Here is a 26,332-nt window from a genome sequence, read left to right on the forward strand (position 1 = left end):
CGCCGCCCCCTTAACTGGGATCACTTGGACTCGAGTAACTCCTCGTACACGCCGGTCGTGCGTCGCGCGACCGCGTCCCAGCCGAACTCCCTGACGGCGCGGTCACGTCCGGCCGCGCCCATGCGGGTCGCGGCGCCGGGATCGGCGACCAGTTCGTTCAGGGCCTGTGCGAGCCGCGCCTCGAAGGCCGCCGGCTCCTTCTCCTCGTACGGGACGAGGAGTCCCGTGCTTCCGTGGGCGACGACCTCGGGGATGCCTCCGACGTCCGATGCCACGACCGCGGTGCCGCAGGCCATCGCCTCCAGGTTCACGATGCCGAGCGGCTCGTACACGGACGGGCAGACGAACACCTGGGCGTGCGCGAGGAGTTGGATGATCTGCGGCCGGGGCAGCATCTCCGGGATCCAGTGGACTCCCCCGCGGACGCGGCTCAGCTCCTCGAAGAGCACGCGGAACTCGGCGTCGATCTGCGGGGTGTCGGGGGCTCCGGCGCAGAGCACGAGCTGCGTCGCGGGGTCCAGCTCCTTCGCGGCGCGCAGCAGGTGGGGCACGCCCTTCTGCCGGGTGATGCGTCCGACGAACAGGACGTAGGGCCGCTCGGGGTCGATCCCCAGGTGTTCGAGGACGTCCGTGCCGGGGTCGGGGCGGTACAGGCCGGTGTCGATGCCGTTGTGCACGACGTGCACCTTCGCCGGGTCGATGGCGGGATAGCAGCCGAGGATGTCGTCCCGCATGCCGCGCGAGACGGCGATCACGGCGTCCGCGGCCTCGACGGCGGTGCGCTCGGCCCAGCTGGACAGGGCGTACCCGCCACCCAGTTGCTCGGCCTTCCAGGGGCGCAGTGGCTCCAGGGAGTGCGAGGTCATGACGTGCGGGATGCCGTGCAGGAGTTTGCCGAAGTGGCCCGCGAGGTTGGCGTACCAGGTGTGGGAGTGGACCAGGTCGCACCCCGTGAGGGCGGCCGCCATGGACAGGTCCACGGAGAAGGTGCGCAGGGCGTCGTTGGCGCCCTCCAGGGAGTTCCAGGCCTGGTGGCGCATGGGTCCGCCGACGGACCCGCCATTCCCCCAGCAGTGCACGTCCACGTCGACGAGGGACTCCAACTCCCGTGCGAGGAACTCGACATGGACTCCGGCTCCGCCGTACACATCAGGTGGGTATTCCCGGGTGAGCAGTCCCACTCGCACGCAGAACCTCCGTCCGTCCGCCCCAGCCGTCGGTCGCCCGCCCCCTCATGGTCACCCAGAAGCGCCCGGTGGGGAAGAGGCCCGCACCGACCTCTGGGGCGGCCGGTCGAAGCAGCAGTCGCCGCACAGGCCGCCGCTTGGGCAGCGGTAGTAGAGGCAGCAGCTGCGGCGGCGGAACGCGGTGCCGCGCCGAGTTCCGGTGCCGCGCAGGTCGGGGTGGTCGAAGAGTGCGGCGGCCAGCGCCCGTGCCCGCTCCCCCACATCGGTACGTCCCGTGCGGCGCGCCCAGGTGTCCAGTTCGCGGGCCGCCCCGGCGAGCGCGGAGCCCGCGTTGCCCCACAGCAGGGGCGCGGAGATCCGGTACCGCGTGCGCAACACGTCGGCCAGGGGCGCCAGATGGCCGTGCTGTACGGCCTCCCGGATGCTCGCGGCGTCGCCGGGCCGTGTCCGCACGTCCGTGAGCCACAGGTCGTCGGGCGAGCTGCCGTCCGCGTCCCAGTGCAGCAGCCCCGGGTCGAGGTCGGGCAGCTCGCCGTGCAGCGCGGCCGAGCCGAGCGCCACCGACCACAGCCGTGCCGCGAGCCCCAGCTGTGCCACGGAGACCGCGACGCGCGCGTCGGGCGCCCCGAGCCGGGCGGCGACCTTGTCGACGCGGAACGCGAGGGGCCCGGCATCCCCCGCGTACAGCCGTGCCAGGGGCGTCACGTGGGCGCCGTCGGGCGGCGCCCCCGTGCGCAGGGCGAAGAATCCGCCGACGGAGCCGACTTCGGTCAGGTCGAGAGAGGCTGTCACGACAGCAGAGCCTAGGCGTCCCTGCGGAACAGGGCCGTCCACAGGAAGGGCTCGCCGAAGTACGGGGAGCCGGCCGGTTCGTCGCGCATGCGGCGCAGTTCGACCTCCGTGAGGTCGGAGAAGATCCAGCGCAGGGACTCCGGCGTGTAGGCGAGGCCGCCCTGGAGCCCGGACGCACGGTAGAGGTCCGCGTCGGGCAGCTCGGAACCGGAGCCCGGGTCTCCGGCGGCGAAGCTGGTGAGCGCGAGGTGGCCGCATGGGGCGAGGGCGCGGTCGAGCAGGGAGAGGTAGCTGACGCGGCGGTGGGGCGGCAGGTGGTGAAAGCAGCCCGAGTCGTGGATCAGGTCGTACGGGCCGCCCAGTTCGGCCTCCGTGAGCGCGAAGGCGTCGCCGCGGCGGAAGCGGATGTCCGCCCCGGCCTCGCGGGCCCGCTCCTCGGCCCAGGCGACGGCTGCCGGGGAGAGGTCGACGGCGTCCACCTGGAACCCCAGGGACGCCAGATACAGGGAGTTGCGTCCGGGGCCGCAGCCCAGATCGAGGGCGCGGCCCGGCGTGACGAGGCCTCGCTCGACGTACGAGGCCAGGTTCTCGTCCGGTTTCGCCACGAAGAAGGGCACCGGCCTCGACCGGTCGGTGTAGAAGCCGTCCCACCAGCTCGCCGCGTCGGCGGTCCACCGGTCGGCCTCCGCCGCGAACAGGCCGTCCATGAGCTTCAGGACGTCATCGACACTGCGTATGTTCCGGTGCATCCGGACCCCTTTCCACGAGGGTCAAGAATACGGTCGGGCGCCATGAAAGCCCAGGTCAGACCGTGTGAGCGTAAGCCCGTTGACGGTCGTTCGAGGGGGTGGCAGCGGCGCGGAGGGGCCGCACCCCGCACAAGGCGGTCCGGTGCGTCCAGGGCGCGCCCAGGGGCCTGTACGGGGGCGTTCCGGAGTGCGCTCTCGCAAGAATTTTCGAGATTCTGGATGATCTGCCGAACCGCCGCGTAACCCACCCGGGGGAGGACATCTTCCCGGTCGTACTCCATCGGCAGTAGGACCCAATGCCTGCTGAGGTACGACGACGTGGAGCGAAATTCGCGAGATCGTAGTGACTATGGAAGCCGACCGTTCGCCGCGCCGGACGCCCCGGGCCCACCAGGGGGCGCAACGCAAGCCGTGGAGCACCTCATGAGTGCCCTCACGCTCGCCGTGCTGCTCTCCCTCGTCTCGGCCGTGGCCTACGCGGGCGGGGCCATTCTGCAGGAGCGCGTCGCCGTGAGCACGCCGGAGCGGCGGTACGCCCCGATGCGCCGGGGCATCTGGTGGCTCGCCATCGCGCTGAACGGCCTCGGTGCGCTCCTGCACGTCGTGGCGCTCGCGTACGGGCCGCTGAGCCTGGTGCAGCCGCTCGGCGCCCTGACCATCGTCTTCGCCCTGCCGATGGCCGCCCTCTTCGTGCGCCGCAAGGCAGGGGCCACCGCGTGGCGCGGCGCGATCATGGCGACCGTGGGTCTCGCCGGGCTGCTCTCCCTGACGCAGTCGGCCGACGCGCAGTCCCTGGACGACGCCGAGCGGGTCATGGTGGCGCTGGTGACGGCGGGCGCCGTGGTGGCGCTCATGGTCGTGGCGCACGCGGTGCACCGTCATCCGGTGGTGCGCAGCGTGCTGCTCGCCAGTGCGGCGGGCGTCGCCTTCGGCATCGCCTCGGTGTTCACCAAGACGGTGGCGGTGGACCTGGACGCGCACGTGTCGCTGACGCGGCAGGTGCCGAGCCTCGCCGTCATCGCCGTCCTGGCCGGCGCCGGTGTACTGATCTCGCAGGCCTCCTACCGGGGTGCGGGCCTCGCGGCGCCGCTGTCGACGGTGACCGTCATCAACCCGGTCGTCGCCGCCGCGGTGGGCCTCACGCTCTTCGGCGAATCGTTCCGCTACGGCGCTGCGGGCACGATCGTCGCCCTCAGTTTCGGGGTCGTCGCGGCGGGCGGTCTGATCCTGCTGACCACGGAGCGGATCGGCGCGCAGGGTGTTCCGGCGACAGTGCCGGTGGCCAAGGGCGGTCCGGTGGCGGCCGACGCCACGGCCTCCGAGGCGCGGACGCACGAGCTGCCCGCGGTGCCCCCACAGCCCGCGGCCGGACCGGACGCACACCCGCATCCGCACCCGCACCGCCGGGTGTTGTTCCGTCACGGCCACGGGCGCGAGCGCATCGGCTCCTGAGGGCCTTGGCCCGAGGCCGCAGCACGTCCTGAAGCCCCTGAGGATGCGTTCCTCAGGGGCTTACGCGTGTCAGATCCGGACGCCGCCGGCCCGCAGATACGCGAGCGGGTCGACGTCGGAGCCGAAGCCGGGCCCCGTGCGGATCTCGAAGTGCAGGTGCGGGCCCGTGCTGTTGCCCGTGGACCCCGAGCGCGCGATGCGCTGCCCCGCGCCGACCTTCTGCCCGGCCTTCACGGTGAGCGCCGAGAGATGGCCGTACTGGGAGTACTTGCCGTCGGCGTGCCGGATCACCACTTCGTAGCCGTACGAGCCGCCCCAGCCCGCCGAGACGACCGTGCCCGCGGCGACGGCCTTCACGGACGTGCCGGTGGCCACGGGGAAGTCGACGCCCGTGTGATAGCCCTTCGACCAGGAGCCGCCCGCGGCGCGGTACGGCGTGCTCGGCGAGGCGGCCACAGGTGCGGACATGCCCCGCGAGGCCTGGGCGGGCTTCGCCTTCTTCGGCTCGGCCTTGGGCTGGGCCTTCGGCTTCGGCGCTGCCTTCGGTTCGGCCCGCTGCTTGGGCTCCGTGTGCGGCTTCGGCTTCCCGGCGGCCGCCCGCTTCTGCGAGGCCTGCAGTGCGAGCCGCTGGCCCGGCGTGATCAGATCGGGGTCACCGCCGATGGTCGTGCGGTTGGCCTCGTACAACTGCTGCCAGCCGCCGCGGACCCGGCGTTCGTCGGCGATCTGGGAGAGCGTGTCGCCGCGGACGACCGTGTACATCTGGCCACGGCCCGCGGTGGACTGCGGGGTCACTTCCGGCTTGACGTCCTTGACCTGGCGCTGGGGTGCCTTCGGCGCGGCCTTCTTGGGCGCGCTCACCGGCGTGACGTCGGGTGCGTCGCCGCCCCGCGTCAGGCCCGCACGCTCCGAGCAGACCGGCCAGGCCCGCGGGCCCTGCGCCTTGAGGACCTTCTCGGCGACGGCTATCTGCTGGTCCTTGGTCGCGCGGTCGGCACGCGGGGCGTAGGCCGTGCCGCCGTACGCCTCCCAGGTGGACTGTGTGAACTGCAGGCCGCCGTAGAAGCCGTTGCCGGTGTTGATGCTCCAGTTACTGGTGGACTCGCACGCCGCGACCTTGTTCCAGGTGTCGACGTCGGCCGCCTCCGCCGTGCCCGTGCCGATCAGCGGCAGCGCCATCCCGGCGCCCCCCGCCGTGACGGTCAGCGAAGCTCGGTTGATCCGGTTCGGCTGATACCGGCGGTGCCGACCGCGTACGGCCATGAGAGCTCCCTCGGTCACACACATCACAGTCACGTCGGACACACGACAAGGCGGCAAGTTAGCCGGTCCGACCCAACCGTGACAAGGGCGCGCGACCGAGGGGGCGCGCCATCGGTCAGCCCTTCAAGTGCTCCGGGAGCCAACGCAGTTGGACACTCTGCTGGTAGGGGCCACCGCCCTCGTGATCGTTGAAGGAGTACACCTCCATCGAACGTTCCGCCCCCGTGTAGGCGTTGTGCGCGGCGAACACCGTGGACGGCGGGCACGTCATGTCCTCTAGCGCCGCCGAGAAGAGCGCGGGCGCCGTGCCCCGCGCCGCGAAGTGCACGCCGTCGAAGTAGGAGAGCGTACGGAAGACGCGCTCCTCGACGCCGCGCTTCGCCTTCATGTAGAGCGCGATCTCCCGGTACGGCGGCCGGTCGGTGAGGGTCGTGGCCCTCGGGAAGTCGCAGAGGAACGGCACGTCTGCCGCGATCGCCGCCAGGTCCGGGACGAGTCCGCCGACGGCGAGCGTGATCCCGCCGCCCTGGCTGCCGCCGACCGCGGCGACCCGCGAGGAGTCCACCAGCGGATGCGAGCGGGCCGCCTCGACCGCCCGTACGCCATCGGTGAAGACGCGGCGGTAGTAGTACTCGTGGGGGTCCTCGATGCCACGCGTCATGTAGCCGGGGTAGGCGGGCCCGCTGCCGACCGGGTCGGGGGTGTCGCCCGGCGAACCGCCGCTGCCCTGCCCCCGGGTGTCCATCACGAAGTGCGCGAAGCCCGCCGCCGACCACAGCAGCCGCTCGTGCGGGAGGCCTCGGCCGCCGCCGTACCCGATGTACTCGACGACGGTGGGCAGTGGCTCGGTCGTCCCGGCGGGCAGTATCAGCCAGCCCTTGACGGGGTGGCCGCCGAATCCCGCGAACGTCACGTCGAAGACGTCGACCGTGCTCAGGTGCGCGTCGACGGGGACGAAGCGGGCGTCCAGGTCGTGCTCGCGTGCGGCCGAAAGGGTCTTCTCCCAGAACGCGTCGAAGTCCTCGGGCTCGGTCACCTCGGGCCGGTAGCGGCGCAGTTCGTCGAGCGGCATGTCGAAATGGGGCACGGGCGGCTCCTTCGTCGGACACAGTGTCGTCAATGTCACGCTACGCCGCGGGGCGATACTGGCGAACATCACCGGCACTTCCACTTCCAGGAGTCACGGCATGAGCAGCACGTCAGCCCAGATCGGAGTCACGGGCCTCGCGGTCATGGGGCGCAATCTGGCCCGCAACTTCGCACGCAACGGCTACACCGTCGCCCTGCACAACCGCACGGCGGCCAAGACACAGGCGCTGGTCGAGGAGTTCGGTCACGAGGGTGAGTTCATCGCCACCGAGACCGCCAAGGAGTTCGTCGCGGCGCTCGAGCGCCCGCGCCGCCTCGTCATCATGGTGAAGGCGGGCGAGCCCACGGACGCCGTCATCCGGGAGTTCGCCCCGCTCCTGGAACCGGGCGACATGATCGTCGACGGCGGCAACGCGCACTTCGCGGACACCCGGCGCCGCGAGCGTGAACTGCGCGAGCAGGACATCCACTTCGTCGGCACGGGCGTGTCCGGCGGCGAGGAGGGCGCGCTGCTCGGCCCGAGCATCATGCCGGGCGGATCGCAGGAGTCGTACGCCTCGCTCGGCCCGATGCTGGAGAAGATCTCGGCGAAGGCCGAGGACGGATCGCCGTGTGTCACGCACGTCGGCCCGGACGGCGCGGGGCACTTCGTGAAGATGGTGCACAACGGCATCGAGTACGCGGACATGCAGCTGATCGCGGAGGCGTACCAGCTGCTTCGCGATGTGGCGGGCTACTCCCCCGCGCAGATCGCGGACATCTTCCGCACCTGGAACACCGGCCGCCTCGACTCCTACCTGATCGAGATCACGGCGGAGGTCCTGAAGCACGTGGACCCCGCGACGGGCAAGCCGTTCGTGGACGTGGTCGAGGACCGGGCCGAGCAGAAGGGCACCGGCCGCTGGACCGTGCAGATCGCCCTCGACCTGGGCGTCCCGGTGTCGGGCATCGCGGAGGCGGTGTTCGCCCGGTCCCTCTCGGGCCACTCCGAACTGCGGGCGGCCTCCAAGGAGTTGGCGGGCCCGACGGCGCGGGCGCTGGACGAGGCGGAGGCCGCGGCGTTCGCCGACCAGGTCGAGCAGGCGCTGTACGCCTCGAAGATCGTGTCGTACACGCAGGGCTTCCACGAGGTCGCCGCGGGCAGCGAGGAGTACGGCTGGGACATCGACCTGGGCGCGGTCGCCGCCATCTGGCGCGGCGGCTGCATCATCCGCGCCGCCTTCCTGGACCGCATCCGCGCCGCGTACGACGCGCGCGCGGATCTGCCGAGCCTGCTCTCGGACAAGACGTTCGCGCAGGAGATCGGTGCGGCCCAGGACGACTGGCGCGCGGTCCTGGTCGCGGCCACCCGGCAGGGTGTCCCCACGCCGGGCTTCTCGGCGGCCCTCGCGTACTACGACGCGCTGCGTGCGGAACGCCTGCCGGCCGCGCTCACGCAGGGCCAGCGGGACTTCTTCGGGGCGCACACCTACCGGCGTACGGACCGCGAGGGGTCGTTCCACACCTTGTGGGGCGGGGACCGCTCGGAGGTCCGGGCCTAGGGCCTGATCCAGCCGGGAGGCCCTGGGCCGCCGTCGGGCCCCAGGCCTCCCCGTCCGCCGTCAGACCGGCTTCGGCTCGGTCTCGGGCTCCGGTCCCGGCGGCGGGAGCGGGGTCGGCGGCGGGCCCGGCGTGGGCCGGGGCACGGGGCCCGGGCCGGGGCCCGGCGTGGGCCGGTCGGGGTCCGGAACGGGGTTCGGTGCGTTCGGGTCGGGGATCGGGCTCGGCGGCATGGGGTCGGGGAACGGGACGGTCATGGTCTCCTCCATCGAGGTCGGAGAGGGGTCGTGACCACTCTCTCCCGCCTCGCGTGCCCACGCCTGCCGAGTCCACGCGTCCTCGCGCCGTCCGATCAGTTCCGAGTGCCGTCCGATCAGTTCCCGGTACGGCTGAGGCGCACGACGGGGATGTCGCGATCAGTCTTGGCCTGATAGTCCGCGTAGGGGGCGAACAGCTCGACGAGGCCCGGCCAGACCCTGGCCTTCTCCTCGGCCGACAGGGTCTCGGCGCGGGCGGCGAACCGCTCCTCGGTGCCCACACGGAGTCGTACGTCGGGCTCGTCGACGAGATTGCGGTACCACAAGGGGTGCTCGTCGTTGCCGCCGTTCGAGGCCACGACGAGGTAGTCGTCGCCGTCGCGGCCGTAGATCAGTACGGTGCGGCGCCACTGCCCGGTGCGCCGTCCGCGGTAGTCGAGCAGCAGGCAGGTGACGCCCCGGGTCTCGTGGCCCTCCGTGCCGCCGGACTCCTCGTAGACACGGGCCTGTTCGGCTACCCAGCCGGTGGGGCTGACGATGACCTCTTCGTCCTGCTGCGCCATGTCCACTCCTGTGAAGTCGAAGGGGTACGCGGGGGCCGAGTGGCAACTCAACCCCCGGGATCAGCCTACGACTTGGCGCCGACGCCGCATCGGAGAACGGCCGCGCGCAGACCGGGACGCGGGCTGGCGATGACCGGTACGGGCAGGGTGGCGCGGTCCGCCGCGTCCGCCATGGACGCCTGGGCGAGGACGACGGAGTCGACGCCTTCCAGGGCGTCGACGGCCTCCGCGACCAGACGTACGTGGCCTTCCCGGTCACCGGCCTCGAACCGCTCCCAGGCGCCGACCACCAGGACCGTCGTGACGTCGACGGGCCGTCCGGCGCGGGCGGCCTCCTCCTCGACGAGTGCGCGGGTCGGACCCAGGGTGCTCTCCAGGGTGGCGACGACGGCCACGGACCGCCCCGCGGCCACGGCGGCGGCCGCCATGGGCCGGTCGACCCGCACGACGGGGACGCCGACGGCCGCGGCGCGGGCCTCGGTGACGGCGCCGATCGTCGAGCAGGTGCAGAGCACGGCACTCGCCCCCTCGGCGACGGCCTGCTCCAGCAGCTCCTGGATGTCGTCGGCCACCGCGTCCGGCCCCTCGGCACGGGCCCGCGCGAGCAGGTCCTCGTGGACGAGGTGCCGCAGGGCGAACCCCGGATGGTCCTGGTCCCGCAGCCCCTCGAAGACGGGGACGTGCACGGGCGAGGTGTGCAGCAGGGCGAGAGTCGGGGTCACCACCGCCGGGGTCACCACGCGGCCGGGTCCGACTTCACCTTGTCCAGAGCGGCGGCGACCAGCTCTCCCGAGGGCACGGGCGCCTCGTCGGGGTGCCGTTCGGCCCATTTCACGACGTACGGGCACAGGGGCGCGACGGCGACGCCTTCCCGCGCGGCCATCGCGTACAGCTCCCTGGCCAGCGATCCCGCGATGCCCTCGCCCTCGTGCGCGGGCACCACTTCGGTGTGCACCGGCACCAGGGCGGACTCGGGCGCGTCCAGCGTGAAGTAGGCGATCCGGCCGACGACTTCACCGTCCACGCGCGCTTCGAGGGCGCCGCGCGCCCGGTCGTCGCGGATCTCGATCCCACTGCTCATCGGCTCTCCTGGAGGTCGTGCACCGCCTGCGGGCTGCGCGCCATGTCGTCGGCGCCCGGCACCGGCGCGGACGCGTCGTCGCCGAGGGCCACGATGCGGTTGACCGCGCCGTCGACGCCGTCGACGTGCACGACCTTGGGCCGCAGGGTGCGGGCCTCGGCGTCGTCGACCTGGGCGTAGCTGATGATGATCACCTTATCGCCGGGGTGTACGAGGTGCGCGGCCGCGCCGTTGATGCCGATGACGCCGCTGCCGCGTTCGCCCTCGATGGTGTACGTCTCCAGACGGGCGCCGTTGGTGATGTCGACGATGTGCACGAGCTCGCCGGGCAGCAGGTCGGCGGCGTCGAGGAGATCGGCGTCGATGGTGACGGAGCCCACGTAGTGCAGGTCGGCCTGGGTCACGGTGGCGCGGTGAATCTTGGACTTGAACATGGTGCGCAGCATGTTGAACTCCTGGGATCGGCTCCCTGCCCGCGTTATTGCAGGTCAAGGGCGTTATTCACTCTACATGGGCGTACGCCCGCACGCCGGGATACTCCGAGGTGCGCTCAGCGGTCCACCCGCTTCTCGTGCGGTCCTGTGTCCGGGACCTCGCCGATCTCCGCCGCCGCAGGATCGAGTACGCGCGCCAGGAACGTCCGGGTCCGCTCATGCTGCGGGTCGCCCACCACACGTTCGGGCGTGCCCTCCTCGACGATCACTCCGTCGTCCATGAAGACCACCCGGTCGGCGACCTCGCGCGCGAAGCTCATCTCATGGGTGACGACCAGCATCGTCATCCCCTCCTTGGCGAGCGAGCGCATCACCGCGAGTACGTCTCCGACCAGTTCGGGATCGAGCGCGGAGGTCGGCTCGTCGAAGAGCATCAGCTCGGGGTCCATGGACAGCGCCCGGGCGATCGCGACCCGCTGCTGCTGGCCGCCGGAGAGCTGCGCCGGATAGGACTGCTCCTTGTCGACGAGGCCGACCCGCGCGAGGTTGGCCCGCGCGATGCGCTCGGCCTCCTCCTTGCCGCGCCGCAGCACGCGGCGCTGCGCGATGGTCAGGTTCTCCAGTGCCGTGAGGTGCGGGAAGAGGTTGAACGACTGGAAGACCATGCCGATCCGGCGGCGTACGCGATCGATGTCCACATCGGGGTCGGTGACCTCCGTGCCGGCCACCGTCACCGTGCCCGACGTGGGTTCTTCCAGGAGATTGACACAGCGCAGCAGGGTCGACTTGCCGGAGCCCGAAGGGCCGATGACACAGACCACGTCACCGCGCCCGACCGTGAAGTCGATGCCCTTGAGCACCTCCAGATCGCCGAACGACTTGTGCAGCTCGCGCACCTCGATCGCCTGGCCCGAGGGTGCGGGCGCGTCGGGTGTCCTGTCCAACTTCACGGTGCTCACCTGGCTTTCGCCGTACGGGCCTCGAGCCGCCGCACCAGATGGCCGAGCGGGAGGGTGATGACGAGATACAGCAGTCCGGCGATCAGGATCGGGGTCAGGCTCTTGTGCTCGTTCAGCGCGTCCCGGCCGAAGTTGGCCAGCTCGAACTGGCCGAGCGAGAGGCCGAGCAGATACACCAGGGAGGAGTCCTTGGTGAGCAGGATCAGCTCGTTGGTCAGCGGCGGCAGCACGATCCGGAACGCCTGCGGCATCACGATCGACACCATCGCACGCCCCGATGACATGCCCAGCGAACGGGCCGCCTCCGTCTGCCCCTTGGGCACCGCCAGAATGCCCGCGCGGATCGTCTCGGCCATATAGGCGGCGCCCACCAGGCCCAGCGACAGCATCACCGTGATGTCCATGTCGAGCGCGACCTCGAAGGCCAGCGGCACGCCGAAGCCGAGCGCGATGAACACCAGCAGGGAGGGGACGCCGCGGAAGAACTCGATATAGGCGATCGCGATCCAGCGGTACGGAGCCACCGTGGACAGCCGCATCAGCGCAAGGACGATGCCGAGCCCCAGGCCGAAGCCGAAGCCGAGCAGCGTGTAGTAGGCGGTGTTGACCAGCGCGGTGGTGATCACCTCGGGGAACATCGCCTTGGCGATCTCCACGTCGAAGAACGCCTGGCGCAGTGTCCCCCAGTCGGCCACCAGGGCGAACACGGCTATGGCGATGATCAGCACGGCGTACTGGACGCCGCGGACCAGCCGTGCCCGCTTCCGTCGGGACATGGTCATACGTGCAGAACTCCTCTGGTCAGCCGTTTGAGTGCTCGAGGTCAGCTCTGCGGAGTGGTACCGAACCACTTCTTGTAGATCTTGTCGTAACTGCCGTCGGCTCGCGCCTCCTTGAGGACCTTGTCGGCCTTGGCGCGCAGCGCGTCATTGCCCGTACGGAAGCCGATTCCGTACTCCTCGCCGGTGTCGAACTCCGCGGTCACCTCGGTGTCCGGGTTCTCCTTGACGTACTCGAAGAGCACGCCGTTGTCGTTGATGCCCGCATCGACCTTGCCTGCCTTGACGGCGGTGAGCAGCAGCCCGACGTCCTCGTACTCCACGAGTTCGATGTCGAGGCCCTTGCTCTCCTTCTTGGCGTAGATGCCGCCGGTGGTTGCCTTCTGGTAGCCGAGCTTCTTGCCCTTGAGGTCGTCGAAGGTCTTGTAGGGCTCGCCCTTCTTGGTGATCAGTGCCTGGGTGGCGTTGAAGTAGGGGTCCGAGAAGTCCATGACCTTGTCGCGTTCCTTGGTGATCGTCATGCCCGCGGCGGCCAGATCGCATTTGCGGATGTTGAAATCCTGGCCGGTCTCGATGCCCTCGAAGGGCGTGTTGACGATCTCCTGCTTCACCCCCAGTTCCTTGGCGATGAGGTCGACCAGATCCACGTCGAAGCCGACGATCTTGCCGTCCTTCTTCGACTGGAACGGCGGATAGGGCAGATGCGTGCAGGTCTTGAGCGTGCCGGACGAGACGAGCTTGACCCCCGAGCCGCCCTTGTCACCGTCGCTGTCGGACTTGGTGCTGGTGCAGCCCGCCGCCAGCAGGCCGGCGGCCACAGTCAGGGCCATGACAGCCACCAGGGAACGAACGGACTTCGGGGGACGAGCGGACACAGGACCTCCAGGGCAGGCTCGAACCAGGGCGCGAGCGAGATCAACAGCGCTGTGTGCTGCGCGAGCTGCGGTGCATCCTGCCACCGGCCAGGGCTCTTGTCCTGCCCTCGGGATTGCGTATGGGTAACACACTCGATCTCCACTGCATCAACTTCCCTGTGTGAGCGGGTACTTGCTCTGCGTCAGGGCCGTTCTTGCGGTGGTCGGCAGTCGTCAGGCTGCCGCCTGTGCCGCCTTGTTGGCGAATTGTGTGCGGTAGAGCTCCGCGTACCGGCCCTCCACCTCCAGCAGTTCCTCGTGCGTTCCCCGTTCCACGATTCGTCCCGCCTCGACGACCAGGATCTGGTCGGCGGACCGTACCGTCGAGAGTCGGTGGGCGATGACGATCGCCGTGCGGCCTTCCAGCGCCTCGGCGAGGGCCTCCTGGACCGCTGCCTCGGAGGTGTTGTCGAGGTGCGCGGTGGCCTCGTCGAGGATCACCACCCGCTGCTGGGCCAGGAGCAGGCGGGCGATCGTCATGCGTTGGCGCTCGCCGCCGGAGAGGCGGTAGCCACGCTCGCCGACCACGGTGTCCAGGCCGTCGGGCAGGGAGCGTACGAGGTCTTCGAGGCGGGCCCTGCGCAGGACGTCCCACAGGTCGTCCTCGGTGGCCTCGGGGCGGGCGAGCAGCAGATTGGCGCGGACCGACTCGTGGAAGAGGTGGCCGTCCTGGGTGACCATGCCGAGGGTCCGGCGCATGGACGCCGCGGAGAGGTCACGGACGTCGACGCCGCCGATGCGTACGGTTCCGGAGTCCGTGTCGTACAGGCGCGGCAGCAGTTGCGCGATCGTCGACTTGCCTGCCCCGGAGGAACCGACGAGTGCGATCGTCTGGCCGGGCTCCGCGCGGAAGGAGAGGCCGTGCAGGACCTCTTCGCCGCCCCGGGTGTCGAGGGACGCGACCTCTTCGAGGGAGGCGAGGGAGACCTTCTCGGCGGAGGGGTAGCCGAAGCGGACGTCGTCGAACTCCACCGCCACCGGGCCCGAGGGGACCTCACGCGCGTCCGGCTTCTCATCGATCAGTGGCTTCAGGTCGAGGATCTCGAAGACCCGCTCGAAGCTGACGAGTGCGCTCATGACCTCGACCCGCGCTCCCGCCAGGGAGGTCAGCGGTGCGTAGAGGCGGGTCAGGAGCAGGGCGAGGGAGACGATCGCGCCCGCTTCCAGGGTGCCGTCCAGGGCGAAGTAGCCGCCGAGGCCGTAGACGAGGGCCAGGGCGAGGGCCGAGACCAGGGTGAGCGCGGTGATGAACGTGGACTGCGCCATGGCCGTACGGACACCGATGTCCCGCACCCGCCGGGCCCGTGTGGCGAACTCCTCCGACTCGGCGCCCGGACGCCCGAAGAGCTTGATGAGCGTGGCGCCCGGAGCCGAGAAGCGCTCGGTCATGCGCGTGCCCATCGCCGCGTTGTGGTGCGCGGCCTCGCGCTGGAGTTTCGCCATCCGGGAGCCCATGCGGCGCGCGGGCACGACGAAGACGGGGAGCAGGACCAGCGCAAGGAGCGTGATCTGCCAGGAGAGCTTCAGCATCACGGCCAGGGTCAGGAGCAGCGTGACCACGTTGGCGACGACGCCGGAGAGCGTGTTGCTGAACGCGCGCTGGGCGCCGATCACGTCGTTGTTGAGGCGGCTGACCAGCGCACCGGTGCGGGTGCGGGTGAAGAAGGCGACGGGCATGCGCTGTACGTGGTCGAAGACGGCCGTCCGCAGGTCGAGGATGAGCCCCTCTCCCAGGTTCGCCGACAGCCAGCGGCCGAGCAGTCCGAAGCCCGCCTCAGCGATGGCGATCACGGCGATGAGCAGGGCGTACCGGACGACGAGCGAGGAGTCGCCGTCCTTGACGATCACGTCCACGACGCTGCCCGCGAGGACGGGGGTCGCCACGGCGAGCAGCGCGGTGACGATGCTCAGGAGAACGAAGTAGACGATGCGGCGTTTGTGCGGGCGGGCGAAGGCCCCGATGCGGCGCAAGGTGGCGCGGGCGAAGGGACGGCTGTCCTGCTCGGCGCGCATCACGCTCTGCAGCTGGGTCCAGGCTGTCGTTTCCATGCTCATGAGGAGAACGTAGAACCTCAAGCTTCCTTGAGGTCAAGGGTCGGTGGTGAGGCACCCGAACGAGACCCCCCGCGCGTCCCTGTCGCAGCCCTTGACCCGCGTGTAACAGGAACGTACTTTCGCTTCAACTCTTGTGGCCATCACAGAGGTTGTCGACTTCCTGATGCGAGAAGGCGAACACATGCGAGAGCTACGAAGGCGTACTCTGCTGTCCGCGATCGGCGGCACAGCCGTCGCAGGAGGCGGTCTCACGGCCGCGGGCACAGGGATCGCCCAGGCCGCGCCGCAACGCCCGAGCACGCTCGACCCGAAGCCGAGCTCCCTCGACCCGAAGATCAAGAAGCTGCTCCACCGTATGACTGTCGAAGAGAAGCTGGGCCAGCTTCAGCAGCTCCCCTGGGCCGTCAGCACGGGACCCGGCGGCAGCGAGACGAAGGACGTCGAGGACGCGGCGCGCGCCGGACGGCTCGGTTCGGTCCTGAACATCTTCGGCGCCAAGAGCAGCAACGCCCTGCAGCGCATCGCGGTGGAGGAGTCCCGGCTCGGCATTCCGCTGCTCTTCGGACTCGATGTCATCCATGGCCTCTGGACGACGTTCCCGATCCCCCTCGCCCAGGCGTCGAGCTTCGACCCGGAGGTCACCCGGCGGGACGCCGAGGTGTCGGCGAAGGAGTCCCGCTCGAACGGCGTGCACTGGACGTTCTCGCCGATGATGGACGTCACGCACGAGCCGCGCTGGGGCCGGATCGCCGAGGGCTGCGGCGAGGACCCGTACCTGACGACGGCGTTCGCGGTGGCCAAGGTGGAGGGCTACCAGGGCGAGAAGGGTTCGGGACTCGACGCCAAGGACCGCATCGCCGCCTGCGCCAAGCACTTCGTCGCGTACGGCGGGGCCGAGGGCGGCCGGGACTACAACACGGTCGACGTGTCGGAGTCGCGCCTGCGCAACCACTATCTGCCGCCGTTCAAGGCCGCGTTGGACGCGGGCGTGGCCACGGTGATGGCCTCCTTCAACACCATCAGCGGCGTCCCGGCCCACGGCAACTCCCACACGCTCACCGACGTGCTGAGCAAGGAGTGGGGCTTCGACGGCTTCGTCGTCAGCGACTGGAACGGCGTCGACGAGCTCATCGCGCACGGCTTCGCCGAGGACGGCGCCGACGCGGCGCGCCTCGCGCTGAACGCCGGCGTCGACATGGAGATGGCCAGCACGGACCTGGCCAAGCACGGCAAGAAGCTGCTGAGCGGCGGCAGGATCAGCGAGAAGCGCCTGGACGAGGCGGTCACGCGCATCCTGCGCCTGAAGTTCGCGCTCGGGCTCTTCGAGAATCCGTACGTCGACGAGGGCGACGCCATCGACAAGCCGTCCGCGGCGGCCCGCAAGGCCGCCCGCGAGACCGCGGCCCGCTCGATGGTGCTCCTGAAGAACGACGGCAGGGCGCTCCCGCTCAAGGCGTCCACCGGGTCGATCGCGGTCGTGGGTCCGTTCGGCGACTCCGACGACCTGCTCGGCACGTGGACGTTCCCCGGCGCCGCGAAGAGCTTCCCCTCGGGGAAGGTCCTCGCCGCGGTGAAGGCCGCGGCTCCGCGGGCGAAGGTGACGTACGCGAAGGGCGTCGACCCCGAGGGCGAGGACACCGGCGGCATCCCGGCGGCCGTCGCCGCGGCCAAGGGCGCGGATGTCACCGTCGTCGTGGTCGGCGAGCCCCCGGCGATGAGCGGTGAAGCGGCCGCGCGCAGCGACATCAGCCTGCCGGGCGGGCAGGAGAAGCTGATCGAGGCGATCGCAGGGACGGGCAAGCCGTTCGTGGTGGTCCTGGTCAACGGGCGCCCGCTGACCGTCGGCGACTGGCTGAAGTCGGCGCCCGCCGTCCTGGAGGCCTGGCACCCGGGCCTCCAGGCGGGCAACGCGATCGCCGACGTGCTGTTCGGAGAGGTCAATCCGGGCGGCAAGCTGCCCGTCTCGTTCCCGAGGACGGTCGGTCAGATCCCGGTCCACTACAACCACGAGTCGACGGGCCGCCCGTACAGCGCGGACAACAAGTACACGTCCAAGTACCTCGACCTGCCCCCGGACCCGCAGTTCGCCTTCGGCCACGGGCTCTCCTACACGTCCTTCGAGATCGGCGAGCCGAAGCTGAGCCGCGACCGCGTGTCCGGGCGGGCGCTGCGCAAGGGCGACACCCTGGAGGTCTCGGTGTCCGTCCGCAACACGGGCGACCGCACGGGCGACGAGGTCGTCCAGCTGTACGTCCACGACATCGCGGCGAGCATCACGCAACCGGTGCGCAAGCTGCGCGGATTCCGCCGGGTGACGCTGGAGCCCGGCAAGTCGAGGACCGTCCGCTTCCAGCTCGGCGCCGACGAGCTGGGGTTCTGGACGAACGCCCAGGACGGTGAGTTCCGGGTCGAGGAGGGGGCGGTGGACCTCTACGTCGGCAACAGCTCCGAGGCCGAGGCGAAGAAGAGGCTGACGATCACGTAGGCCATGCGGAAAGGGCCGTGCGGAAACGGCCGGGCCCTGGCGGCGGGCCCGGCCCCTTGCGGATCAGCCCAGTTCGAGCGTCGTCACGCCGAAGACCCGCTCCTTCGCGAACTCCCGCACCGGCCCGGTGTACATCCGGGCGGTCGGGAACGTGGGCTTCATGCCGCGCGCCTCGGCGAGGGCGACCGCGTGCGGCTGGGTCTCGGGGACGTCGATGACGACGGGCTCACCGTCCGTCTCGGCCGTCAGCGCGTCGAAGACCTCCTCCGCGTCGGCGCGCGTGTCCGCGAACAGGGGCCCGACGCGCAGGGCGCCCTGGGCCGGGCGGAGCACGCCGTATCCGGTGATGTGACCGTCGACGATCCGGGCGAGGGCGCGGTGCCCGGGAGCGGTCAGCCAGGATTCCAGGAAGCGCGGGCGGTCGGCGGGGTAGCTCGCGGCGTCGTACGCGGTGATCGCCCGCAGGCCCGCGGCCTCGACCGGCAGGACCCGTGCGGGTCTTGGGCCGCCTCCGGGCACGGGGCCCACGTACCGGATGGTGCGGTGGGCGAGTTCGAAGCCCGAGCGGCGGTAGTTGTCCTGCTGGGCGACCACGCCGTCCAGGCCGACGGTGCGCTTGCCCGCGTGGGCGAGAGCCGTCCGCCAGGTGGCGAGCCCATGGCCTCGTCCTCGCATGTCGGGGCGGACGAGGTAGAAACCCAGGAAGGCATACAGCTCGTCGTAGTTCACGACCGAGATCGCGGAGACGGGCTCGCCCCCGATGCGGCCGATGAAGAACCCCTCGGGGTCCTGCGCGAAGAACGACGGGCCGTCCCGCAGACCCGGATTCCAGCCCTCGTCCGCCGCCCATCCGCTGACGATCCGCCAGTCGTCGAGCGTCGCCCGCGAGATGGTGAGCCGCCCAGGGGCCGAATCTGTCATCGCTGCACCCTTCGTACGCCGGAGGGGACCGTCCCGCGCCCCGGAAAGGGGCCGCCCCACACGTCGGAGAGAGGCCGCCCCGGTGCGGCCACGATCACCGGCCGCACCGGAACCATCCTTCCCGACTCCTCGCCCCGATACCCGATTCATAAGCGCTCCTTTCAGGGGTGCTTGGCTCCGGTATTGGGGTGATTTGAGCCTGATATCTGCTGTGGAGGGATTTTCCTGAAGGGCCCTGCGAGGGTGGTCACCGGGTGCAAGGCCAACCGTCCGTTCATTTCCGGCCTTTTCTCAACTAGCCCTGATAAATGACCACTTGCGGTCGTGGAACAACGAGAAGACGATCGGCGCCGAAAGCCATCACGGCAGCCACAAAGACCGTTCTTCCAGGAGGTTCCAGTGAACGACCGGCTCGCACTCGGTCCGGATGCCGCACGGCAACTGGCGACGACGACCAAGACCACTCCGCAGATGCGCGGCATCACCCCGCGCTATCTGCTGCGCGCCCTGCCCTGGGTGGACGTCGAGTCGGGCATCTACCGGGTGAACCGCCGCAGGACGTTCGTGCTCGGCGACGACCGCATCACCACGTACGAGGAGAGCGGCACGCAGCGCGTCGTGCCCGGCGACTTACGCGAGATCGCCTACCTCCGTGACGCCGACGACGCGGCGCTCGCGGAGCTGGCCGGCGCCTTCACCGAGGTCACCTTCGAGGCCGGGCAGGTCCTCGCCCAGGAGGGCGACCCCACCGACCGGCTGTGGGTGATCGTGCAGGGCAAGGCCGAGAAGCGGGTGACCGGGCGGTACGGCGAGGACGCGCTGCTCGAAGTCGTCGGCGACGGCCAGTTCTTCGACCTCGGCGCGTGGACCCGGTCCGAGGAGATGCCGTACCGCGTCAAGGCGCTCACTCCCGGTACGGCGCTCTGCGCGGACCGCAGCGCGCTGGCCGCGATAGCCGACCGGGACGAGGCGCTCGGGGGTGCGATCACCGCGTACTGCGAAGGCGACACCATGACGCCCGGCGCCGAGGTGCCGGTGGACCTGGCCGCGGGACACGTCGGGGAGCCGGACCTGCCGGGGACGTTCGTCGACTACGAGGACGCGCCCCGCGAGTACCACATGACGCTCGCGCAGACGGTGCTCCGCGTGCACACCCGGGTCGCCGACCTCTACAACGGGCCGATCGACCAGACCCGCGCGCAGTCCAACCTCACCGTCGCGGCGCTGCGGGAACGGCAGGAGTCCTCGCTCCTGAACCACCCGGAGCACGGCCTGTTCCACAACGTGTCCCCCGGGCAGCGGGTCCAGGCGCGCACCGGCGCTCCCACCCCCGACGACCTGGACGAGCTCCTGACCCGGGTGTGGAAGCAGCCCGGCTTCTTCCTGGCCCACCCCAGGGCGATCGCCGCGTTCGGCCGCGAATGTACGCGGCGTGGCGTGCCCCCGGTGACGGACAGCCGCTTCGGCAGCCCGCTGCTGACCTGGCGCGGTGTTCCGCTGCTGCCGTCGGACAAGGTGCGGTTCTCGGGCGGCATGGGCGCGGGGATGGGCACCACCGAGATTCTGCTGATGCGGACGGGCGAGGCCGAGCAGGGTGTGGTGGGGCTGCGTCCCACGGGCGTCCCCGACGAGGTCGAACCGGGCCTGTCCATGCGGAACATGGGCGTCGACCAGAAGGGCATCACGTCGTACCTGATGACGGCGTACTTCAACACCGCGGTCCTGGTCGAGGACGCCATCGCCGTCCTGCAGAACGTCGAGGTGTCGAACTACCATGACTATTCCTGACCTCACCGCGCGAGGGCTGGGGGTTCCGGTGCTGCCGGTGCTCCCCGGGGGGACGGGCGTGCCGGGTACGGGGGCCGTGCCGAGTGCAGGATCTCTGCCGGGTGCGGGAGCTGCGCCGGGTTCGACGGCGGTGCTGCCGTCGAACCCGGCGGAACCCGCCCCCACGGCCGCGGCACCCGGCACGGGCGAGCTCCCGCAGCTCCAACCCCCGGGCTTCACCCCCGAGTCGGCCCGCCAGGACATCCCGATCCTGCACCGCACCGTCAACGGCCATCCGCTCGTCTGGCTCGACAACGGCGCCACCACGCAGAAGCCGCGCCAGGTCATCGAGGCGCTCGGCGCCTTCTACGGCACCGCGAACTCCAACATCCACCGGGGCGCGCACACCATGGCGCGCGAGGCGACGGAGCTCTACGAGGCGGGGCGGGCCGCGGTCGCCGCATTCCTGGGGGCAGGGTCGCCGGACGACATCGTCTTCGTACGCGGCACGACCGAGGCCATCAACCTCGTCGCCCAGAGCTGGGGGCGGGCCAATCTCGGCCCTGGGGACGACATCCTGGTGGCCACCCTCGAACACCACTCCGACATCGTGCCGTGGCAGCTGATCGCGAAGGAGACCCGTGCGCGGGTCGTCCCGATCCCCCTCACCCCCGAGGGTGCGATCGACCAGGACGCCTACGCCGATCTCCTGTCGTCCCGCACCCAGCTCGTCGCGGTCAGCCACGCGTCGAACGTCCTGGGCACCGTCCCGCCGGTGAAGGAGATGACGGCCCTGGCCCACCGCTACGGCGCGAAGGTCCTGGTGGACGGGGCACAGGCCGTCGCGCACTTCCCGGTCGACGTGCGGGATCTGGACGCCGACTTCTACGCCTTCTCGGGGCACAAGCTCTTCGCCCCGACCGGCATCGGCGTCCTCTACGCCAAGCCGGAGATCCTGGCGGGCATGCGGCCGTGGCAGGGCGGCGGCAACATGATCGAGTCCGTCGACTTCACGCGGACCACGTTCGCGCCGGTCCCGCACCTCCTGGAGGCCGGCACGGGCCACATCTCGGGCGTGGTCGGCCTCCTCGCGGCACTGAACTGGTTCACGTCCTTCGACCGGGACTCCGTCGCCGCGTACGAGACCGCGCTCATGACGTACGCGCAGCAGGCCCTGGCCACCGTGCCCGGCCTGGAGGTCCTCGGTTCGGCGCCCGACCGGATCGCGGTCCTCACGTTCACCCTCGCGGGCCACGATCCGGCAGGCATCGCGGACTGGCTCGACCGCGACGGCATCGCCATCCGCGCGGGCCACCACTGCGCCCAGCCCGCGCTCGCCCACTACGGCCTGGAGTCGGCAGCCCGCGCATCGCTCGCGCTCTACAACACGTCCGAGGAGGTGGATCAGCTGGTGGCGTCCCTGCGACGGCTGCAGGAGGCGCCGGAGGCGGAACAACCCGGGCGGACCTGACAGGTCGGTGTCCGGTTTCCCGTGGGGCATGGTCGGATAGGCGGCGTACATCGACTGAGCTTCGGGAGGCCAGGATGTTCGTCCCGTTCGGGGCCCTTGATTTTCTGGACCGCGCCACGGCCGTATACGGGGACCGGGTCGGCATCGTCGACGAGCCGGATCAGCCGGCCGAGCCCTGGGAAGGGCTCACCTACCGGCGCGTCGGCGAGCTGGCGCGGGCCCAGGCCGCCGGTCTCGACGCACTCGGGGTGTCGCACGGCGCACGGGTGGCGGTGGTCTCGCCCAACAGCGCACGGCTGCTGACGTCGTTCTTCGGCATCAGCGGCCACGGCCGCGTCCTCGTGCCGGTCAACTTCCGTCTCTCGGCCGAGGAAGTGAGCTACATCGTCGCGCAGTCGGGGGCGAGCGTCCTGCTGGTCGACCCCGAGCTGGAGGACCACCTCTCGGGTGTGACCTGCAAGCACCGCTTCACGCTCGGGGCGGACGCCGACTCGGAGCTGTACCGGTTCAACACCGAGCCCGAGCCCTGGCAGCACGACGAGAACGCCACCGCGACCATCAACTTCACCAGCGGAACGACCGCGCGCCCCAAGGGCGTTCAGATCACGCACCGCAACATCTGGGTGAACGCTCTCACGTTCGCGCTGCACGCCGGGGTCACGGACCGGGACGTCTATCTGCACACCCTGCCGATGTTCCACGCGAACGGCTGGGGCATGCCGTTCGCGATGTCCGGCATGGGCGCGCGCCAGATCGTACTGCGCAAGGTGGACGGCGCGGAGATCCTGCGCCGGGTGGCCGAGCACGGCGTCACGGTCATGTGCGCGGCGCCCGCCGTGGTCAACGCGGTCCTTGCCGCCGCGCGGACGTGGGAGGGGGAGATCCCGGGACGGGACCGGGTGCGCATCATCGTCGCGGGCGCCCCGCCCCCGACGAAGACGGTGGAACAGGTCGAGTCCGAGCTCGGCTGGGAGTTCATCCAGATCTACGGACTCACCGAGACCTCTCCCCTGCTCACCATCAACCGCGGCCGCGCCGAATGGGACGGTCTCAGCTCGCAGCAGCGCGCGGAGAAGCTGGTCCAGGCCGGGGCTCCCGCCCTGGGCGTGACGCTGCGTACGTCGCAGGACGGCGAAGTGCTCGCCCGCTCGAACGTCATCCTTGAGGGGTACTGGGAGCAGCCCGAGGAGTCGGCCAAGGCGCTGGAGGGCGGCTGGTTCCACACGGGCGACGGCGGGTCGATCGGCGCGGACGGCCATCTGACGATCAGTGACCGCAAGAAGGACGTCATCATCACCGGCGGCGAGAACGTGTCCTCGATCGAGGTGGAGGACGTGCTCTTCAGCCATCCCGCGGTCGCCGAGGTCGCGGTCATCGGGGTGCCGGACGAGAAGTGGGGCGAGACCATCAAGGCCCTGGTCGTCCTCGCCCCCGGCGCACACGCGTCACAAGAGGAGCTCATCCGGCACTGCAAGGAGCACCTCGCCGGCTTCAAGGCCCCTACCTCGGTGGAGTTCCGCGGGGAACTGGCCCGCACGGCCACCGGAAAACTCCAGAAGTACAAGCTGCGCGGACCCTACTGGGAAGGGCGCGAGCGCGGCGTCAACTGAGCTGCTGCCGCCCTACCATTCGGCGCTCGCGTGCGTCTCGCAGAGCTCGAACACGGCCTCCCCGGTCTCCGGATCGGACCCGGCCACGGGCCGCACGCGCGCGCCGACCCACACAAGATGCGGCGAGGCACCGACGACACGGCAGCGGAACACGAACCCTTCGGGAAAACGGACGAGGGACTCGTTGCGCGCGGTGCCGGTGTAGCGGTTGACCACGCTCGACTGGACGACGACACCTTCGCCGTCACTCTGCTCGGACTCCAGATCACTGGACGCGCACACCGGACACAGCATGCGCCGGAAGGACGCGGTGCCGCACCACCGGCAGCGCTGGTAGATCATGCCGGTTCGCTCGTGCTCTGTCGGCGCGATGCTCAATTCCTGCTGGGACACGACTCGACCCCCTGCATTCGACCTGCACTCGGCTCGGATGCGCCACGCTCGGCGTCGACGCATCCGCACCATATGGCACTGAGTGCCAGCGCGTAAAGGTACTGAGTGCTACTCGCTCGTTCCCGCCGCCGTCGGGTGCTCGGTCCCGGCTCCGGTCGGGGGTCAGTCCTGGCCGAGGGCCGACTCGACGCGCTGCACCACGCGCCACATGGGGGCGCGCTTCGAGACCACCATGACGACGACCTCGTCAGCGGTGTCGGGGGCCGCCCCTTCACCGCCGGTGGCGCCACTCCCCCACCCGTCCCGGACCAGCCCGAGCGCGTGGTCCACCGCCGCCTCGGCGTCACCGTCGCCGCCCGAACGCAGCCACGAGCGCAGGGCGTTGTTGTGCGCGGCGACCACGGATGCGGCGATCACCTCGGCGCGCAGGGAGCCGTCCTCGGCGTCGGCGTAACGACCGCGGAGGTAGCCGGCCATGGTGCGTTCGTAGCGGCGTACCACGGAGAGTTCGTACGTACGCAGACCGGGGACCTCCTGCGTGAGGCGGTAGCGCTGCACGGAGAACTCGGGGTTCGTGGCGTACATGCGCAGCACGATCCGGGCCGCGTCGCACACGGCGCCCACGGGATCGTCGCCGTCGGCCGCGTCGAGGAACGCCGTCATGTCGGCCAGGCAGCTCTCGTGGTCGGGGAAGACCGCGTCCTCTTTGGACGGGAAGTACCGGAAGAAGGAGCGCCGTCCGACCCCGGCCCGCGCCACGATGTCGTCCACCGTGGTCCGCTCGAAGCCCCGCTCCATGAACAACTGGAACGCCGCCTTGGCGAGCACCTCCCGCATGGGGGCCTTCTTCGCTGGTCCGCGTGCCTCACTCATGCGGGGAACGTAGCATCGGGAACGCCTGTCTGGCACTACGTACCTTTACAGGGGGTACTGAGTGCCATACCGTCGTCGTAACGAACCAGATCAGGTAGGAGAGCCGGCGTGAGCTTGAGGATCGTTGTCACCGTGAAGTACGTGCCCGACGCCACCGGCGACCGGCACTTCGCCGATGACCTGACCGTCGACCGTGACGACGTGGACGGCCTGCTGTCGGAGCTGGACGAGTACGCGGTCGAGCAGGCGTTGCAGATCGCGGACGAGGCGGACGACGCGGAGATCACCGTGCTGACGGTGGGCCCCGAGGACGCCAAGGACGCGCTGCGCAAGGCGCTGTCCATGGGCGCGGACAAGGCCATCCACGTCGAGGACGACGACCTGCACGGCACGGACATCATCGGTACGTCGCTGGTGCTGGCCAAGGCGATCGAGAAGGCCGGGTACGACCTGGTGATCTCCGGCATGGCGTCCACCGACGGCACGGCGGGTGTGGTGCCGGCGCTGCTGGCCGAGCGCCTTGGTGTCCCCCAGGTCACGCTGCTCTCCGAGGTGTCGGTGGCGGACGGCAAGGTCACGGGCCGCCGGGACGGTGACAGCGCCACCGAGCAGCTCGAGGCCTCGCTGCCCGCCGTCGTGTCGGTCACCGACCAGTCGGGTGAGGCGCGTTACCCCTCGTTCAAGGGGATCATGGCGGCGAAGAAGAAGCCGGTTCAGGCTTGGGATCTGTCGGATCTGGACCTGGAGGCCGAGGATGTGGGCCTGGCGGGTGCCTGGACGAAGGTCGACTCGGCCACCGAGCGTCCCGCGCGCACCGCGGGCACGATCGTCAAGGACGAGGGCGAGGGCGGCAAGCAGCTCGCCGAGTTCCTCGCGGGCCAGAAGTTCATCTAGTCCCCCTCCCCCGATTCGCTGACACCTCAAGGAAACTGGAAGAGTCATGGCTGAAGTTCTCGTCTATGTCGACCACGTGGACGGTGCCGTCCGCAAGCCCACGTTGGAGCTGCTGACGCTGGCCCGTCGGATCGGTGAGCCCGTCGCGCTGGCGCTGGGCAACGGCGCCGCGGAGACCGCCGGTGTCCTGGCCGAGCACGGCGCGGTGAAGGTACTGACCGCCGATGCCGCCGAGTTCGCCGACTACCTCGTCGTGCCGAAGGTGGACGCGCTGCAGGCCGCCTACGAGGCCGTGTCCCCGGCCGCGGTGCTGGTGCCGTCGTCCGCCGAGGGCAAGGAGATCGCGGCGCGCCTCGCGGTCCGTATCAAGGCCGGTCTGATCACCGACGCGGTCGACCTGGAGGCCTCCGAGGAGGGTCCGGTCGCCACGCAGTCGGCGTTCGCCGCCTCCTACAGCACCAAGTCCCGCGTCTCCAAGGGCACTCCGGTGATCACGGTCAAGCCCAACTCGGCCGCCGTGGAGGCCGCCCCGGCCGCCGGCGTTGTCGAGGCCCTGGCCGTCTCCTTCTCGGCGCAGGCCACCGGCACCAAGGTGACCGGGCGCACGCCGCGCGAGTCGACCGGGCGTCCGGAGCTGACCGAGGCCGCGATCGTGGTCTCCGGCGGCCGTGGTGTGAACGGTGCGGAGAACTTCCACCTCATCGAGTCGTTGGCCGACTCCCTGGGTGCGGCCGTCGGCGCCTCGCGTGCCGCGGTGGACGCGGGCTGGTACCCGCACTCCAACCAGGTCGGCCAGACCGGCAAG

Annotated in this window: 25 protein-coding genes; 8 read left to right on the top strand and 17 right to left on the bottom strand. The window is 70.5% G+C overall.

The window, feature by feature from the left end:
• Positions 1–20: 20 nt before the first annotated feature.
• Genes glgA through AB0E78_RS13845 form a run of 3 tightly spaced genes read right to left on the bottom strand, consistent with a single transcriptional unit; the run spans position 21 to position 2,728 of the window.
• Complete coding sequence (gene glgA / locus AB0E78_RS13835) at positions 21–1,187, bottom strand: glycogen synthase (RefSeq protein WP_361831667.1); 1,167 nt, start codon at positions 1,185–1,187, stop codon at positions 21–23.
• A gap of 51 nt (positions 1,188–1,238) precedes the next feature.
• Positions 1,239–1,979 carry an IucA/IucC family C-terminal-domain containing protein gene (locus AB0E78_RS13840; protein ID WP_361831669.1) on the bottom strand — a complete coding sequence of 247 codons (741 nt, stop codon included), beginning with the start codon at positions 1,977–1,979 and terminating at the stop codon, positions 1,239–1,241.
• Between the two features lie 11 nt (positions 1,980–1,990).
• Positions 1,991–2,728 (bottom strand): methyltransferase domain-containing protein, encoded by a 738-nt coding sequence (locus AB0E78_RS13845; protein ID WP_361831671.1) that lies wholly within the window; start codon positions 2,726–2,728, stop codon positions 1,991–1,993.
• 423 nt (positions 2,729–3,151) lie between these two features.
• On the opposite strand from AB0E78_RS13845, the gene AB0E78_RS13850 reads away from it, so the two are divergent.
• Complete coding sequence (locus AB0E78_RS13850) at positions 3,152–4,180, top strand: DMT family transporter (protein ID WP_361831673.1); 1,029 nt, start codon at positions 3,152–3,154, stop codon at positions 4,178–4,180.
• Between the two features lie 69 nt (positions 4,181–4,249).
• Here AB0E78_RS13850 and AB0E78_RS13855 read toward each other — a convergent pair whose 3' ends face one another.
• The gene (locus AB0E78_RS13855; protein WP_361831675.1) at positions 4,250–5,443 is read right to left on the bottom strand and encodes a transglycosylase family protein; all 1,194 of its coding nucleotides are present in this window, start codon (positions 5,441–5,443) and stop codon (positions 4,250–4,252) included.
• 115 nt (positions 5,444–5,558) lie between these two features.
• Positions 5,559–6,530 (bottom strand): acetylxylan esterase, encoded by a 972-nt coding sequence (locus tag AB0E78_RS13860; protein WP_361831677.1) that lies wholly within the window; start codon positions 6,528–6,530, stop codon positions 5,559–5,561.
• 100 nt (positions 6,531–6,630) lie between these two features.
• Here AB0E78_RS13860 and gndA point away from each other — a divergent pair, with 100 nt between their 5' ends.
• Positions 6,631–8,073, top strand: coding sequence for an NADP-dependent phosphogluconate dehydrogenase (gndA, locus tag AB0E78_RS13865; RefSeq protein ID WP_361831679.1), 1,443 nt, complete (start codon positions 6,631–6,633; stop codon positions 8,071–8,073).
• A gap of 60 nt (positions 8,074–8,133) precedes the next feature.
• Here the strand turns inward: gndA and AB0E78_RS13870 are convergent, their stop codons facing one another.
• The 9 genes from AB0E78_RS13870 to AB0E78_RS13910 all read right to left on the bottom strand — a co-directional run bounded on the left by AB0E78_RS13870 (position 8,134) and on the right by AB0E78_RS13910 (position 15,113).
• Positions 8,134–8,328: a hypothetical protein gene (locus AB0E78_RS13870; protein ID WP_361831681.1), complete on the bottom strand. Its 195-nt coding sequence runs from the start codon at positions 8,326–8,328 to the stop codon at positions 8,134–8,136.
• A 116-nt stretch (positions 8,329–8,444) separates the two neighbouring features.
• Positions 8,445–8,891, bottom strand: a complete 447-nt coding sequence (locus tag AB0E78_RS13875; RefSeq protein ID WP_361831683.1) for a nitroreductase family deazaflavin-dependent oxidoreductase — start codon at positions 8,889–8,891, stop codon at positions 8,445–8,447.
• Positions 8,892–8,956: 65 nt separating this feature from the next.
• Positions 8,957–9,613, bottom strand: a complete 657-nt coding sequence (locus tag AB0E78_RS13880) for an aspartate/glutamate racemase family protein (RefSeq protein ID WP_361831685.1) — start codon at positions 9,611–9,613, stop codon at positions 8,957–8,959.
• Between the two features lie 11 nt (positions 9,614–9,624).
• Positions 9,625–9,972 carry a GNAT family N-acetyltransferase gene (locus AB0E78_RS13885; RefSeq protein WP_361831687.1) on the bottom strand — a complete coding sequence of 116 codons (348 nt, stop codon included), beginning with the start codon at positions 9,970–9,972 and terminating at the stop codon, positions 9,625–9,627.
• Entirely contained in the window at positions 9,969–10,418 is a 450-nt protein-coding gene (gene panD, locus AB0E78_RS13890; protein ID WP_361831689.1) for an aspartate 1-decarboxylase, read from the bottom strand. The genes AB0E78_RS13885 and panD overlap by 4 nt, the downstream gene beginning before the upstream one ends.
• A 104-nt stretch (positions 10,419–10,522) precedes the next feature.
• Positions 10,523–11,350, bottom strand: a complete 828-nt coding sequence (locus tag AB0E78_RS13895) for an amino acid ABC transporter ATP-binding protein (protein WP_361831795.1) — start codon at positions 11,348–11,350, stop codon at positions 10,523–10,525.
• 11 nt (positions 11,351–11,361) lie between these two features.
• Positions 11,362–12,147 carry an amino acid ABC transporter permease gene (locus AB0E78_RS13900; protein WP_361831691.1) on the bottom strand — a complete coding sequence of 262 codons (786 nt, stop codon included), beginning with the start codon at positions 12,145–12,147 and terminating at the stop codon, positions 11,362–11,364.
• 41 nt (positions 12,148–12,188) lie between these two features.
• Positions 12,189–12,974, bottom strand: coding sequence for a basic amino acid ABC transporter substrate-binding protein (locus AB0E78_RS13905; RefSeq protein WP_361831693.1), 786 nt, complete (start codon positions 12,972–12,974; stop codon positions 12,189–12,191).
• Between the two features lie 258 nt (positions 12,975–13,232).
• Positions 13,233–15,113: an ABC transporter ATP-binding protein gene (locus AB0E78_RS13910; RefSeq protein WP_361831695.1), complete on the bottom strand. Its 1,881-nt coding sequence runs from the start codon at positions 15,111–15,113 to the stop codon at positions 13,233–13,235.
• A 181-nt stretch (positions 15,114–15,294) separates the two neighbouring features.
• Here AB0E78_RS13910 and AB0E78_RS13915 point away from each other — a divergent pair, with 181 nt between their 5' ends.
• Positions 15,295–17,598 (top strand): glycoside hydrolase family 3 N-terminal domain-containing protein, encoded by a 2,304-nt coding sequence (locus tag AB0E78_RS13915; RefSeq protein WP_361831697.1) that lies wholly within the window; start codon positions 15,295–15,297, stop codon positions 17,596–17,598.
• 63 nt (positions 17,599–17,661) lie between these two features.
• On the opposite strand, the gene AB0E78_RS13920 is transcribed toward AB0E78_RS13915, so the two are convergent.
• Positions 17,662–18,519, bottom strand: a complete 858-nt coding sequence (locus tag AB0E78_RS13920) for a GNAT family N-acetyltransferase (protein WP_361831699.1) — start codon at positions 18,517–18,519, stop codon at positions 17,662–17,664.
• Between the two features lie 399 nt (positions 18,520–18,918).
• Between AB0E78_RS13920 and AB0E78_RS13925 the strand changes: the two genes are divergently transcribed.
• The 3 genes from AB0E78_RS13925 (at position 18,919) to AB0E78_RS13935 (ending at position 23,367) form a co-directional block, all read left to right on the top strand.
• Positions 18,919–20,307, top strand: coding sequence for a family 2B encapsulin nanocompartment shell protein (locus tag AB0E78_RS13925; RefSeq protein ID WP_361831701.1), 1,389 nt, complete (start codon positions 18,919–18,921; stop codon positions 20,305–20,307).
• Positions 20,294–21,757: a cysteine desulfurase gene (locus tag AB0E78_RS13930; protein ID WP_361831703.1), complete on the top strand. Its 1,464-nt coding sequence runs from the start codon at positions 20,294–20,296 to the stop codon at positions 21,755–21,757. The genes AB0E78_RS13925 and AB0E78_RS13930 overlap by 14 nt, the downstream gene beginning before the upstream one ends.
• A gap of 74 nt (positions 21,758–21,831) precedes the next feature.
• Complete coding sequence (locus AB0E78_RS13935) at positions 21,832–23,367, top strand: AMP-binding protein (RefSeq protein WP_361831705.1); 1,536 nt, start codon at positions 21,832–21,834, stop codon at positions 23,365–23,367.
• Between the two features lie 12 nt (positions 23,368–23,379).
• Here AB0E78_RS13935 and AB0E78_RS13940 read toward each other — a convergent pair whose 3' ends face one another.
• Together AB0E78_RS13940 and AB0E78_RS13945 are read right to left on the bottom strand one after the other, a co-directional pair.
• Positions 23,380–23,709: a zinc ribbon domain-containing protein gene (locus AB0E78_RS13940; protein ID WP_361831797.1), complete on the bottom strand. Its 330-nt coding sequence runs from the start codon at positions 23,707–23,709 to the stop codon at positions 23,380–23,382.
• Positions 23,710–23,922: 213 nt separating this feature from the next.
• Positions 23,923–24,633, bottom strand: coding sequence for a TetR family transcriptional regulator (locus AB0E78_RS13945; protein WP_361831707.1), 711 nt, complete (start codon positions 24,631–24,633; stop codon positions 23,923–23,925).
• 108 nt (positions 24,634–24,741) lie between these two features.
• Between AB0E78_RS13945 and AB0E78_RS13950 the strand changes: the two genes are divergently transcribed.
• Positions 24,742–25,527 carry an electron transfer flavoprotein subunit beta/FixA family protein gene (locus AB0E78_RS13950; protein ID WP_361831709.1) on the top strand — a complete coding sequence of 262 codons (786 nt, stop codon included), beginning with the start codon at positions 24,742–24,744 and terminating at the stop codon, positions 25,525–25,527.
• A gap of 46 nt (positions 25,528–25,573) precedes the next feature.
• Positions 25,574–26,332, top strand: a 759-nt coding sequence (locus AB0E78_RS13955; protein WP_361831711.1) for an electron transfer flavoprotein subunit alpha/FixB family protein, incomplete at its 3' end; no start/stop codon positions are given.

Source organism: Streptomyces sp. NPDC032198 (genome assembly GCF_040636975.1).
In the GTDB taxonomy this organism is placed as follows: Bacteria; Actinomycetota; Actinomycetes; order Streptomycetales; family Streptomycetaceae; genus Streptomyces.